Origin of the sequence: Bradyrhizobium sp. CB82, from assembly GCF_029714405.1 — a bacterium.
GTDB lineage: Bacteria > Pseudomonadota > Alphaproteobacteria > Rhizobiales > Xanthobacteraceae > Bradyrhizobium.
In genome coordinates, this window is the sequence record NZ_CP121650.1 from 1,729,288 (window position 1) to 1,741,742 (window position 12,455).

14 protein-coding genes are annotated in these 12,455 nt (G+C 62.6%); 6 read left to right on the forward strand and 8 right to left on the reverse strand.

Features of this window, described 5'->3' with window-relative positions:
• The first annotated feature begins 220 nt into the window (after positions 1 to 220).
• Both QA640_RS08255 and QA640_RS08260 read left to right on the forward strand, forming a co-directional pair.
• Positions 221 to 1,567 carry an O-antigen ligase gene (locus QA640_RS08255; protein ID WP_283040211.1) on the forward strand — a complete coding sequence of 449 codons (1,347 nt, stop codon included), beginning with the start codon at positions 221 to 223 and terminating at the stop codon, positions 1,565 to 1,567.
• Between the two features lie 170 nt (positions 1,568 to 1,737).
• Positions 1,738 to 2,883: a GNAT family N-acetyltransferase gene (locus QA640_RS08260; RefSeq protein WP_283040212.1), complete on the forward strand. Its 1,146-nt coding sequence runs from the start codon at positions 1,738 to 1,740 to the stop codon at positions 2,881 to 2,883.
• Between the two features lie 26 nt (positions 2,884 to 2,909).
• On the opposite strand, the gene QA640_RS08265 is transcribed toward QA640_RS08260, so the two are convergent.
• The 4 genes from QA640_RS08265 to QA640_RS08280 all read right to left on the reverse strand — a co-directional run bounded on the left by QA640_RS08265 (position 2,910) and on the right by QA640_RS08280 (position 5,298).
• The gene (locus QA640_RS08265; RefSeq protein ID WP_283040213.1) at positions 2,910 to 3,044 is read right to left on the reverse strand and encodes a hypothetical protein; all 135 of its coding nucleotides are present in this window, start codon (positions 3,042 to 3,044) and stop codon (positions 2,910 to 2,912) included.
• A 66-nt stretch (positions 3,045 to 3,110) separates the two neighbouring features.
• Entirely contained in the window at positions 3,111 to 3,710 is a 600-nt protein-coding gene (wrbA, locus tag QA640_RS08270; protein WP_283040214.1) for an NAD(P)H:quinone oxidoreductase, read from the reverse strand.
• Between the two features lie 101 nt (positions 3,711 to 3,811).
• Positions 3,812 to 4,510, reverse strand: coding sequence for a pirin family protein (locus QA640_RS08275; protein ID WP_283040215.1), 699 nt, complete (start codon positions 4,508 to 4,510; stop codon positions 3,812 to 3,814).
• A gap of 35 nt (positions 4,511 to 4,545) precedes the next feature.
• Positions 4,546 to 5,298: a 3-oxoacyl-ACP reductase family protein gene (locus QA640_RS08280; RefSeq protein WP_283040216.1), complete on the reverse strand. Its 753-nt coding sequence runs from the start codon at positions 5,296 to 5,298 to the stop codon at positions 4,546 to 4,548.
• A 118-nt stretch (positions 5,299 to 5,416) separates the two neighbouring features.
• Between QA640_RS08280 and QA640_RS08285 the strand changes: the two genes are divergently transcribed.
• Positions 5,417 to 6,349 (forward strand): LysR family transcriptional regulator, encoded by a 933-nt coding sequence (locus tag QA640_RS08285; RefSeq protein ID WP_283040217.1) that lies wholly within the window; start codon positions 5,417 to 5,419, stop codon positions 6,347 to 6,349.
• A 27-nt stretch (positions 6,350 to 6,376) separates the two neighbouring features.
• On the opposite strand, the gene QA640_RS08290 is transcribed toward QA640_RS08285, so the two are convergent.
• Positions 6,377 to 6,649, reverse strand: a complete 273-nt coding sequence (locus tag QA640_RS08290) for a hypothetical protein (RefSeq protein ID WP_283040218.1) — start codon at positions 6,647 to 6,649, stop codon at positions 6,377 to 6,379.
• Positions 6,650 to 7,063: 414 nt separating this feature from the next.
• Between QA640_RS08290 and QA640_RS08295 the strand changes: the two genes are divergently transcribed.
• Positions 7,064 to 7,417, forward strand: coding sequence for a hypothetical protein (locus QA640_RS08295; protein ID WP_283040219.1), 354 nt, complete (start codon positions 7,064 to 7,066; stop codon positions 7,415 to 7,417).
• 45 nt (positions 7,418 to 7,462) lie between these two features.
• On the opposite strand, the gene QA640_RS08300 is transcribed toward QA640_RS08295, so the two are convergent.
• Positions 7,463 to 8,329 (reverse strand): adenylate/guanylate cyclase domain-containing protein, encoded by an 867-nt coding sequence (locus QA640_RS08300; protein ID WP_283040220.1) that lies wholly within the window; start codon positions 8,327 to 8,329, stop codon positions 7,463 to 7,465.
• Between the two features lie 296 nt (positions 8,330 to 8,625).
• Between QA640_RS08300 and QA640_RS08305 the strand changes: the two genes are divergently transcribed.
• Entirely contained in the window at positions 8,626 to 9,150 is a 525-nt protein-coding gene (locus QA640_RS08305; protein ID WP_283040221.1) for a DUF2867 domain-containing protein, read from the forward strand.
• Between the two features lie 185 nt (positions 9,151 to 9,335).
• On the opposite strand, the gene QA640_RS08310 is transcribed toward QA640_RS08305, so the two are convergent.
• Positions 9,336 to 9,791, reverse strand: a complete 456-nt coding sequence (locus QA640_RS08310; protein ID WP_283040222.1) for an SRPBCC domain-containing protein — start codon at positions 9,789 to 9,791, stop codon at positions 9,336 to 9,338.
• 465 nt (positions 9,792 to 10,256) lie between these two features.
• Here QA640_RS08310 and QA640_RS08315 point away from each other — a divergent pair, with 465 nt between their 5' ends.
• Positions 10,257 to 11,174, forward strand: a complete 918-nt coding sequence (locus tag QA640_RS08315; protein WP_283040223.1) for a glutathione S-transferase — start codon at positions 10,257 to 10,259, stop codon at positions 11,172 to 11,174.
• A gap of 246 nt (positions 11,175 to 11,420) precedes the next feature.
• Here the strand turns inward: QA640_RS08315 and QA640_RS08320 are convergent, their stop codons facing one another.
• Positions 11,421 to 12,455: a sulfite exporter TauE/SafE family protein gene (locus QA640_RS08320; protein WP_283040224.1), complete on the reverse strand. Its 1,035-nt coding sequence runs from the start codon at positions 12,453 to 12,455 to the stop codon at positions 11,421 to 11,423.

Sequence of the window (12,455 nt, forward strand, 5' to 3'; positions counted from 1 at the left end):
TGCGCTTTAACGGATCGTTAACCAGGCCCATGTCGGGCCGGGTGCCGCGTGATGGCGGCTGGGGTCGCCTCCGATGATAGCCAGATAAGGGTCAAAGCTTTGCAGCAAAGGCCGCTCAAAGCCGCCTTTTGCATATTAGCGTTAAACAGCCCACCGGTGGCGTGTCCGGCAAGCCTGCTGGTTGACGAAAGGTTAGCATGGGTCGGCTAAGGGTTGACCGATGGATCGCAGTGCTGCTGACATGATTGGCGTGGGAGCCCGGCCGCTCGGTCAGGGGCTGCGCGCATTCGTCACTGGGCTCGATGTCCTCGAAGCCGCGCGCTGCGTCGTTGCCATCGCAGCGCTGCTCCTGGTGCTGGTGACGCTGGAACCGTTCCCTGACCTGCGCAATCCCGACATCGCCACCGCCGCCTCGGGCCGGATGGCGCTCTCCTATATCGCCTTTGCGGGGCTTGCCGCTGCTGCACTGCTGCTGACGTTCGCGCAGGACGCCCCGTCGCTCAAGACCCTCGTGACGCCGTTGCATCTCTGTTTCATCGGCTGGATGCTGATCAATATCGTTTTCTCGGAGAGCCGCGGCGTGTCCGCACAGCGTTTCGTGCTGACGGCGAGCGCGTCCGCGCTCGCCATCCTGCTGCCGCTGCTGCCGCCGACGCAGAAGAGCTTCAATCGATGCCTCGCCCTCGCCGCCCTCGTGCTGCTCGCCTTGTGCTATCTCGGCGTCGTGCTTGCGCCGCAATTTTCAATCCACACCGCAGCCGATATCGCCGAGCCGCAGCTTGCCGGCGACTGGCGTGGCAATTTTGGGCACAAGAACGTCGCTTCGTCGGTGATGAGCTGCCTAGTCTATCTCGGCATCTATCTCACCGCCATGGGCTCGTTAGTAATGGGGCCTGTGATCGCGGCGCTTGCCGGCATTTTCCTGATCTTCACCGGCGGCAAGACCTCGTCGGTGCTGTGTCTCGTCGTCTACGCGCTGGCGTCGCTCGTTTACCTTACCCGCAGTCTCTGGCTGAAGCGGCTGATCTGCCTTGCACCGCTGATCGTGATGAACCTGCTCACCGTCGGCAGCGTGGCAAGTCCCACTCTCGCGGCGATCACCCGGGCGCTCCCGGTCGATCCAACCTTCACCGGCCGCAGCGACATCTGGGAGTTTGCGCTCGCTGCCGTCGCGGAGAAGCCGATCCTCGGCCATGGCTACGCGGCGTTCTGGGATGACGTCACCGAGCGGCAGACTGCAAAAGGTGCCGAATGGGCGGTGACCGCGGCGCATAGCCACAACAGCTACCTCGATCTCGCCGTCACCATCGGCCTGCCCGGCCTTTTGCTCGTCATCCTGATCTTCGTCTTCAGCCCGCTCAACAATTTCCAGGCGGCGCAGCGCGGCAGTCGCAGCGGGGCTCTTGCAAAGCTCTTTCTGACGATCTGGCTGTTCGGTCTGTATTACGGAACGACCGAGACATTCCTGCTCGACCGGCAGAATCCGACCTGGTTCTTGTTCGTACTCGCGGTCGCCGGCCTGCATTTTCTCGCCAGGTTCCAGTGCGTGGATAAACCGAGGTCCTGAGCCGGCGACAGCTTGTCGCAGGCGGAGCCGCACGTCTCAGATCGGGACAGACCCGTTCTGCGCGTAAGGCGCAATGGTATCGGCTTAACGATAAGCAGCGACGTAACTTGTGGCTGGCGACAAAACGTTATTGATCTGGAAACGTTCAGCAACTGTATGCCCCGGGGCGGATGGCGTTCCTCAGCGTCGAGCAACTAGACGGTCGGGTGACCAGCGCGTCAGGAATCGCGATCGATTTCGTGCGCGACTGGAAGCAGGCCGCATTGCGCCTGCGCGCGGGGCATCGCACGGCATTCCAGCATGATGACTGGCTCGCGGCCTGGTACGACGCATTCCGCGACGCTACACCGCTGATTGCTGCGATCTCGGATGCCGCGACCGGCAGCGACATCGCGCTGGTGCCGATGATCAGCCGCAGCAAAGGCGGGGTGCGCATCGTCGAGTTCGCCGATCTCGGCGTGTCCGACAACAACGCGCCGATCCTGGCGCGCGACGCCGCATGCGATGCGGCCGGCGCGCGCGCCATCGGCGATGCGCTGGTCAATGGCTTGCGCGCGTTGCCGGATCGCTTCGATCTGTTGCGCCTGCAGAAGATGCCGGCCTATGTGGGCGGCAAGCCGAACCCGCTGGTGTCGCTCGGCCGCGTCGGATCCTGCTCGCTCAACGGCAATCTGGTGCTCACGAGCGACGATTATTCGGACTACCGCACCTCGATCAAGCGCATGCAACTGCCGCGCTGCTGGCGCGTCTTCAGCCGTCACGCCGGCGCGCGTTTCGAGATCGCGACCGAGGTCGACCATGCGCTGATGTTGCTCGATGCGATGGACATCCAGCAGCAGCAACGCATGAAGCAGCTCGGGGTCAAGTTCGTCCTCAGCGACCAGAGCCACGCAAAATTCTATCGTGACGTGGTCCGGCAGGGCGTTGCCGAAGGCTATGCGATCGTCTCTGCGCTGGTGTGCGAGGAGGGAATCATTGCGACCTCGCTGGGCCTGAGATATGGCGCGACCTATTATCTGCTGCGCACCAGCAACGCCGGCAGGCCGTGGTCGGCCTGCTCGCCGAGCCTGCTCGTGACCGAGCGAACCATGGAAAGGCTGCATCAAGTCGGCGTGCGCCGTTTCGATCTCAGCATCGGCAATCACGACTACAAGCGCCGGTTCGGCGCCGTGCCGCTGCCGCTGACCGACGTCAGCGTCGCGCTGTCCTGGCGCGGCGTGCCCTATGTGTTGCGCGATCATGCAGCGCAGGGCGTGCGCCGCCATCCGCGGGTCGCCGCCCTTGCAAACCGCGCGATGGGCAAGGCTGCGCGCTAACAAGGCTGCGCGCTAATCAGCGCGCTTCACTGTCCTATGCATCCAGCGCAGTGCAGCCGGCCGCGTGAGGCGCGGAACAGGCTGCGGCAATACCAGCGCCGCGCCAGCGCCTGGACGGGCTTGCGGATCATCTGCGCCATCAAGAGAATTTCGAAAGCCATGACCTGTCGTTCCTGCCTCCAACAGATGGGGCGGCATCCGCGAATGAGAATGCCGCCCCGAACGCATCAGCCATGCAGCTTGTTAGCGGTCTCCGCGATCACCCGTCCTTGATAGCGCGCACCGGCGAGCTCGTTGGCGCTGGGCTGACGGCTGCCGTCACCGCCCGTGATCGTGGTGGCGCCGTAGGGCGCGCCGCCGGTCACCTCGTCCAGCTTCATCTGGCCGGCAAAACCGTAGTTCAGGCCGACAACGACCATGCCGAAGTGCAGGAGGTTGGTGATGATCGAGAACAGCGTCGTCTCCTGGCCGCCATGCTGGGTCGCGCTCGAGGAGAAGGCGCCGCCGACCTTGCCGTGCAGCGCGCCCTTGGCCCAGAGGCCGCCGGCCTGGTCCAGGAAGTTCGCCATCTGCGACGACATCCGGCCGAAGCGGGTGCCGGTGCCGACGATGATCGCGTCGTAGTTCACGAGATCATCGACCTTGGCGACTGGGGCGGCCTGGTCGAGCTTGTAGTGGGAAGCCTTGGCGACCTCGGCCGGCACGAGCTCCGGCACGCGCTTGATGTCGACGGTCGCGCCTGCCTCGCGCGCGCCTTCGGCGACGGCATTGGCCATCGCTTCGATGTGGCCGTAGGCGGAGTAATAGAGAACGAGAACTTTAGCCATGATGGTCTCCGTGTGTGATGGGTCGAGTTAGGAAAGCTGTTCCGATGTAGATGGACACCCGGGTAGAACCCGGACATGAGGCGCTGTGAGTCCGGCCGTCGTTACGCCGCGTCGACCAGCACGAGCTCTGAGTCTTCGAGTGCCGTGATCCTGAGGCTGGCCTCATCGCTGATCGCGGCGCCGTCGCGCGCATTGACGCGCACGCCGTTGACCTCGACCGCGCCGGTGGCCGGCACGAGATAGAGGTGCCGCGATGCCTGCGGCTCGTATTCCGCGCTCTCGCCGGCCTTCAGCGTTGTCGCGAGCACGCGCGCGTTGGCGCGGATCGGCAGCGCCTCCTTGTCGGCCGCAAAGCCGCTTGCGATGGTGACGAGCTTGCCGTTGCGGTTTGCCTTCGGAAACGGTTTTGAGCCCCAGGTCGGCTGGCCGCCGCGCCCGACAGGCTCGATCCAGATCTGGAAGATCTTCGTCTTCGTCGGCTCGAGATTGTATTCGGAATGGCGGATGCCGCTTCCCGCACTCATCACCTGCACGTCGCCCGCTTCAGTGCGGCCTTTGTTGCCGAGGCTGTCCTGATGGGTGATCGCGCCCTCGCGCACATAGGTGATGATTTCCATGTTGGCGTGGGGATGAGCGGGAAAGCCGGAGTCCGGCGCGATCTCGTCGTCGTTCCAGACACGCAAGGCACCGTGTCCCATGTTGTCGGGATCGAAATGGCTGGCGAAGGAAAAATGATGCTTGGCCTTGAGCCAACCGTGGTCGGCGCCGCCGAGCTTTGCGAAAGGTCTGAGTTCGATCATGTGATGATTCCTTGCTTGAACTGCTGCGGGCCCGATCAGGCGCCAAAGCCGCCGTCGACGTTGAGCACGGTGCCGGTGACGAAGGAGGCTTCCGGGCTCGCCAGGAAGACGACGCCGGCTGCGACTTCCTCGGGCCGACCGAAGCGTTGCAGCGCATGCTGCTTGCGCTGGGTTTCGGCGAACTCGCCGCCATCCTTCGGGTTCATGTCGGTGTCGATCGAACCGGGCTGCACCACGTTGACGGTGATGCCGCGCGGACCGAGATCGCGGGCTGCGCCCTTGGTGTAGCCGACCACCGCGGCCTTGGTGGCGACGTAGTCGGCAAGACCGGGGAACGAGGCGCGGTCGGCGAGCATCGAGCCGACGGTGACGATGCGGCCGCCTTCACCCATCAACTGCGAAGCGCTGCGGATCGCCGCGATCACGCCGTGCACGTTGACGGCATCGAGGCGCGCCAGCGCCGCGGTGTCGGCCTTGGGATCGTCGATGGCGCCGCCGGCGGCGACGCCGGCATTGTTGACGAGGATGTCGAGACGACCGAATTCCTTGGCGACGTCCTTGACGAGCTTTTCGACGTCGGCGGCCGATGCCTGGTCGGCCTTAAAGGCGCGCGCCTTCACGCCCCTGGCCTTCAGTTCGGCGACAACGGCGTCGGCCTTGTCGGGCGAAGCAACGTAGCTGATGGCGACGTCGGCACCTTCCTCGGCGAGAGCGCGGGCGGAGGCGGCGCCGATGCCGCGCGAGCCGCCGGTGACGAGGGCAACCTTGCCTGAGAGTTTCTTGGTCATCGGATTTCTCCATTCCCTGAATGTCTGATGGTCCTTGGATATGTCTCCGGATGTGGTATAGAAATAGAAACTATTGAAACGCATTGTTTCCGTAAGCGTCACTGATGGGCCACACCTCATGGCAAAACTCCCGGATTTCGAGGCGCTCGCCATCTTCGCAAAAGTCGTGGAATTACGGTCCTTTGCCGCCGCCGCCGGCGAGCTTGCGATGTCGAAGGCGACCGTCTCCAAGGCGGTGACGCGGCTGGAGGAGCGTCTCGGCGCGCGGCTGTTCAACCGCACTTCGCGGCGGCTCGCGCTGACTGATGCCGGGCACAAGCTCGCGGAGCGGGCGACGCGCTTGCTGGCCGATGGCGAGGCGGCCGAGAACGAGGCTTTGGCGCAGTCCGTCGCGCCGCGCGGGCTGGTGCGGCTCGCCGTGCCGATGACCTTCGGCGTGAAGGCGGTTGCGCCGCTCTTGCCGGAGTTCTTCCAGACCTATCCGGAGGTTTCGGTCGATCTGCATTTGAGCGATGCCACCGTCGATCTGATCGGCGAGGGCTTTGACGCCGCGCTACGCATTGCGCGGCTGCCGGATTCCTCGCTGATCGCGCGGCGGCTGTTCACCATGCCGCGCTACACGGTCGCCGCGCCGTCCTACCTCAAGCGTCACGGCCGGCCGACGCATCCGATGCATCTCGCCGAGCACAAATGCTTCAGCTACGCTTATCTCTCGACGCCGAACGTCTGGCACTACACCAACGCGGCCGGCGAGCAGGCGAGCATCCGCCCTGCGGGCCAGCTGCGCGTCAACAACGGCGAGGCTGTGATGCCGGCACTGCTCGCAGGGCTCGGCATTGCCGATCTGCCCGAGTTCATCGTCGGCGACGCCATCGCCTCCGGCGACGTGGAGGTGATCCTGAAGGACTGGAAGCAGGCCGAAGGCGCCGTGCACCTCGTCACGCCGCCCGGCGGCCCGCGCCCCGCGCGTGTCGAAGTGCTTGCCGAGTTTCTCGCCGCGAAATTGCCGGGCACATGCAAGCGGCAGACGAAGAAGCGCGCGAAGGAATGATGGTGGGCACGCTTCGCTTTGCCCACCCTACTGCACCGTTGCCCGTGGCACCTCCGCCCCATCTCTCGCAACTACGCGCAGGTCCGGCTTCAGCGTCTCTTCCAGCTTCGTCTTCAACTCCTGAACCCGCGGATCGCTCGAGCGTGAGGCACAGACTGAATATTGATTGACGGACTGCACCAGTGCCCGTCGCGCCTGCGGTGTTCGCGTCAGATCCGGCTTTGCCAGCCGCAGCAAGATGCCGGCGAGATTGACCAGCATCTCGTCCAGCGCAACATCGATCTTGCCAAGGTTGTTCATCCCGCGTTCTCCCGGAATGCCAACAGCGCGTGGCGCGAGACGTTCCTGCACGGCGAGGCGCAGGGATAACAGTTCGTAAATGTTGCCGTCGTTTGGCACCAAATGCACAGAAGGGGATACGGAGACGCCTTCGTTCGTCCGCCTCGCCGCGCTACTCTGTATGCAACAACAAAGACCGGCGAGGGGGCCGCCGCGATCTCTTGTGCACTGCTGCGCTTGCGCCGCTTGCACAAGTAGCGCTGCCGCGCGCTGCCTTCGCGCAAGGCTATCCCTCGCGCAACATCACCATCGCGCCGTTTGCTGCCGGGGTGGAATAGGTTCCGTTCCCGCTTTCACGTTTTGTTGTTGGTCCAGAACCTTCGCACGCCCCATTGATTGAGGAGCGTTTGAGAGAAAAATGGGAAGGATCCGGACATGCGAACAGGGCCGATTGCGCTCGGTTTGGCGCTTGCGATCGGCGGCACGGTCGCCACGAGCGCCGTCTCTGCCCAGGAATATCGCGGCACCATGGAACAACAGATGGCCTGCACGCCGGATGTCTGGCGCCTGTGCAGCGATCAGATTCCCGATGTGAACCGCATCGTCGCCTGCCTACGGCAGAACACCCCGCAACTTTCGAGCGGATGCCGCGCCGTGTTCGAAACCAACAACCGGGCGCAGCCGCGACAACCTCCGCCGCGCGGCCGGGTCGCGCCGCGGTACAACAACGTGCCGCCGCCCGCTGCCGCGATGCCTCCGCCACGGCCTTATTACGATGACGATGATTAGAGGAGAGCGTGGGCGCGAAGGTACGGTCGCAACAGCTGCGCCGTCTCAGTCACGACTCGTTCGGCGCTTTCTTCCTCCATCCGACGCATGTCCATGCCGGAGCACCGTCCGCAGGACGACGCCGAACAGCAATGCTGCGACCGGCCAATGGAACCAGATCTTGTGCATGCCGGTGAAAACATTGATCAGAATCAGAAAGCCCGAAACCGTGAGAGCCACCGCAATCGGGCGAGGCAGGTTCGCGAACCAATCCGAGACGAAACGCATCCCTGTGGAGGTCTCGCGTCTGTCGCCAATCCGTAAGGCACCAGCTTCCGAGGCTGCAACTTTTTCCCCCTGGGAGATGGGGCTCCCGTCAGCTGGGAAGCCCCCACGCGCGGCGGCTCGGCCGCTCAAGGTCACGCGATAGCTGGTCACGGGAGCAACGTTCTTCATTGGGCGCTGGCCGAGACAGTCGAAGCCAACTGATAATTTGTTGTGCACCTGATCGTAGACGGAGCCGGAGATCACGACGCCACCGGGCTCGGCCAGTTCTTGCAGCCGAGCCGCGATATTGACTCCGTCGCCATAGATGTCGGAACCGTCCACCATCACGTCTCCGAGATTGATGCCGATTCGAAAACGCATCGGGTGCGCGCTCGGTGGGTCCGAATCCTGGTTGGAAATCTCCTGCTGAATCTCAACGGCGCATTGCACGGCCTCGACGACGCTGGCGAACTCGGCGATCACCGCATCGCCCCAGGTATTCACGATTCGCCCGTCATGACGCTCCACCAGTCCCGCGATGGCCGTGCGGTAGCGGCGCAGCGTCCCCAACGTTCCCGTCTCGTCTGCTTCCATGAGGCGAGAATAGCCGTACGCATCGGCGCACAGCACCGTGGTCAGCCGTCGTTTCACTTTGTCATCGGTCATGGTCCATATGGTAGCCTCCCTAACGCTTGTGCATCAAGCATCGCATCCGGCGCCATCGTGGTTGAACGACCGGTTCTGGCCCGAGACGGTCATAACCGTCCAGCGAATGCGGTCAGCCAAGTGCCAATACGAGCGTGGCGTGAGGCACCCTTCCGGGCCAGTGCCGAGCAGCGCAACAGGTGTCACGACGTCGTCTATGTGAGGTCATCGGGACTGTTCGGCGCGTGCCTCGACCAGAGGCGATTTGCTTGTCTTCACGCGCGCAGTTGATGGCCCCTTGAATAGGTGACATCATCATGAGCATGGGTTTAGACCGCAAACCGCAGGTACGCCGGACGACGCCGCCGTCGGAAAGTGTCGTTGCGAGCTGGTATCAGAACGCCAGTTTACTCGATAGCTACAGCATTGACTTGAGTGCATCGGAACAGTCGAGCATGCGCGAGCTGGCGACGCGGACACTCGTCAATCCACCCGCGTGGCAAAAGGCGTTGATCGCGCTGCGCGACGCCATGGTCACGCCCTTTGGCATCAAAACCTCCGATACGGTCAGGACGTCCCGGGACAGCCATGAACGGGTGGACTTCTTCCCGGTGCACTGGGAGGGCAAGGACGAAATTGTGCTCGGTACGGATGATCGACACCTGGACTTCCGGCTATCTCTGCTCCGACGCCATTCTCCAATAGGCACGTTGCTCATCGCGACAACCGTTGTGCATACCCACAATGCCTTGGGCTTCACCTATCTCAACGCGATCAGGCCTTTTCATCACCTCGTGGTCAGGGCCAACCTGGCACGCTGTGCACAAACACAACTGCAGTAGAGCTGCACGGAGCAGACATTGGCGCGGAATGTGGGCAGTTCGGCTAAGCCGTCGCGCCGTGCACCGCTAAACAGCCGTCGTCGAATTCGTTCGCAGCAACTTCAACGCTAGCCGGCAATCATCGGGAGGGGCGATGCCGGCGCAGGCGGCGACGATCGCGTGCATCGGCTGAAGTGCGACGGCGTTCACTCGTTGCCAGTACGGCCGTGCCAGGGGTCCGGGCCCGGGTCGCGTCCCGCTGCAACCTCGGCCAGCCGGTCGAGGTAATGGGCCCAGCCTTCTGCGTGGCCGGCGCATTGCTCGGCACTGGGCAGGCCCGTATGGGTCAGGCGCAGCAGCGTTCCGTCCGGCTGCTCCATCAGGTCGATCTCGACCAGGCTTGATGACGGCGGCACCACCTCGCTACCGTCCCAGCCGAAGCTATAGGCGAGGCGATGCACGGGCACCACCTCGCGGAAGGACCCGCGAGCAAAGCGAGCGCCGGTGACATTGACGAGATAAAGCCCGCCGGACTGAGGCTCGACCTGCGCCTCCGTTCCCATCCACCGAAGGATCTTCTCCGGATCAGTCAGGAACGCGAACACCGCGGCGCGCGGCGCCGGGATGTGCGTCTCGCGGCGGACGACGAGTGCCTCTTGCATCGGGTTTCCTCCACGGTTGCCTCCCCGCCTGCAGCGGAGAAGGTAGGGCAAGTCTTTCCTCTAGGATAGACCCGCGAGGTAGCTGCACCAACCGCGGTGACAGACCAAGGTCGTCCGCGTTGCTGCGCTGCATGAGTCCGGATGTGTGCCCATCAGCGAAGTAGCGACACCGCTCATTGACGTACTCTCACTGGTGTTTGGTCAAAGCGGACGAGATTTGCTCACACTGAGTTCTTCGCATTTTTGACCCTGAACGGACACTCTATTGGCATATGTTGACTGCAGGGGCTCGGTGCCGAGTGCGAGCCGGGGCGCTGTCGACATTTGAACGGAGGTTTGAACTTAGCAGGATTTGCCATGTTCACTTTGGAACAATAGGAACAAGCGGTCTGCCCCTCAGGTTGGTTCCAAGTTGGGGACGATCATTCTCTTGTAGGGGCGGAACCGTGGCCGAAGGCCGTCTCGATGACCGATATCATCCTGCACCACTACGAGATCTCTCCCTATTCGGAGAAAGTGCGACTCGGTCTTGGTCTGAAGGGCTTGGCCTGGAGATCGGTGGAAATCCCCGTCATCATGCCAAAACCCGACCTGACGGCGCTGACCGGAGGCTACCGCAAGACGCCCGTGTTGCAGATCGGTGCAGACATCTATTGCGATAGCCAGTTGATCATGCGCGAACTCGAGCGCCGGCATCCCACCCCGAGCTTCTATCCCGCCGGCCACGGCGCGGCCGATGCGCTTGCCTGGTGGGCCGAGAAGACAACATTCAGCCCGGCTGTTAGCATCAAGTTTGCGAAGAGACCCGACGAGTTGCCCGAGGGATTTCTCGAAGACCGGGCCAAATTCTCCGGCCGAAATATCGATCCGGCCGCGATGATGGCGGCAGTACCGAACTTGCTCGATCAGTTGCGCGCGCATTTCGATTGGCTGAATCAGATGCTCACCGACGGTCGCTCATTCTTGCAGGGCTCTGCCGCGAGCCTTGCCGATCTCGCCGCCTACCATCCGATTTGGTTCTTGAAACAAAATTTCGGGCCAACGGCGGTGCCGCTCGACGGCTTTCCGAGCCTGCTGAGTTGGACCGAGCGCATTGCCGCAATCGGCCACGGCAGGCGAAGCCCAATGACCTCGAAAAAAGCGCTCGATGCGGCGAGGGACGCTACGTCGATCGCCAGCGTAATCCCCGATCCACGAGATCCGATCGGCCGGAAACCTGGTCAGACAGTGACCGTCACGCCGGATGACACCGGACGCGACCCGGTCGTCGGCGAGTTGGTCGCCTCGGGCGTCCATGAGATCGTCATCCGACGCAGCGATCCCGCGGTCGGAGAGGTCTGTGTGCATTTCCCACGCGCCGGTTTTGTCGTGATGTCCGCCTGACTTGCCGATTGAGCAGCCGACGCACTTCGAACTCGCTGTCAATATCAAGATGGCGAAAGCACTCGGTCTCGCACTTTCTCGAGCGTGATCGCCCGCGCTGACGAGGTGATCGAATAACCGACTGACTTCCGGTTATGGGCCCATCTCGGACATCTCTCAAGAGACCGCTTCCCACCCGAGTCGCGTTGATGTCGTGCCGCCTGAGCCTCGCTGATCCGATCTCAGGTGAGAATGGTATGCCGCACTCTATGGCAAGCGGCTTGGAGGAAAGACTGCAAAGACCAGCATTGCGATTGCAAGGATCGCCACAACGTAACCGACGTCGGTGTTAAGCCGAGCAAGCGGGTCGTGGGGAGGCTCGGTCACGTCCGAAGTGATGCGATTATCCGACCCAGTCGGAGCGCCGGGCGTAGGCAGCGCTCCTTGCGAGCGGGTTGAAGCCGCTCTCCGTCTGAAAAAGATGTACAACAGATAGCCATCGATCAAAAATGTGAGAACCAGGACGACATAGGCCCAAGGGCTTTGGATCAAATTCAGCTCGATCAACACCCGGGAGAAGCCGAATCCCACGACCCACGCATCAAAGCTCATGCATATCCGACGAAACGTCTCCGCATCCAGATGGCGGATGACATAGGCGCCGAGCGGTACACCAACGGCAACACAGGGAACAAGAACCCATAAGATGTTCTGGCTTTCAGCCGTAAACAGGCCAAGCTGGTAATAGACGATGGCCGTCACGCTCGACTCGGCCACGCGAACCAATGCGAGACCGGCCCGAAATTCGGTTTTGACCAGCCCTTGGTTGTTGAACAGGATCGCCAGCGGCGGTCCCGAGATGGTGGTGACCGAATACAGGATGCCCAGCGCAGTTCCGAAGGGAAGACCAACCAACCATGTCTGCCGAATTGGTCTCCGCCAACCCGCTGCCTGAATCAGGATGAGGGGCAGAATGAGTGCGTAGGTCCCGAGTTTGATCCAGCCTGGCTGAACCGAAGTGAGAATCCAGGCTCCGATTCCAATGCCGGGCAGGAGCCCGGCGATGATTGGAAACACCCTTTTCCATACAGCAGCAACGCCGCTCAAATTGATGAATAGAACGTAGAAGTTGGTGACTACCTCGACGAGGACGACGGCGGGATTCAGGATGCGATTTGCATAGAAAACGAGAGCCACCGGCACGGTGAGCGAGGAAAACCCATAGCCGAGCGCGCCATTTACGAAGGCTGCAAGAAAAGCGATGCCAGCGAGAACGATCACCGCAGTATCAAGAGGAGGCAT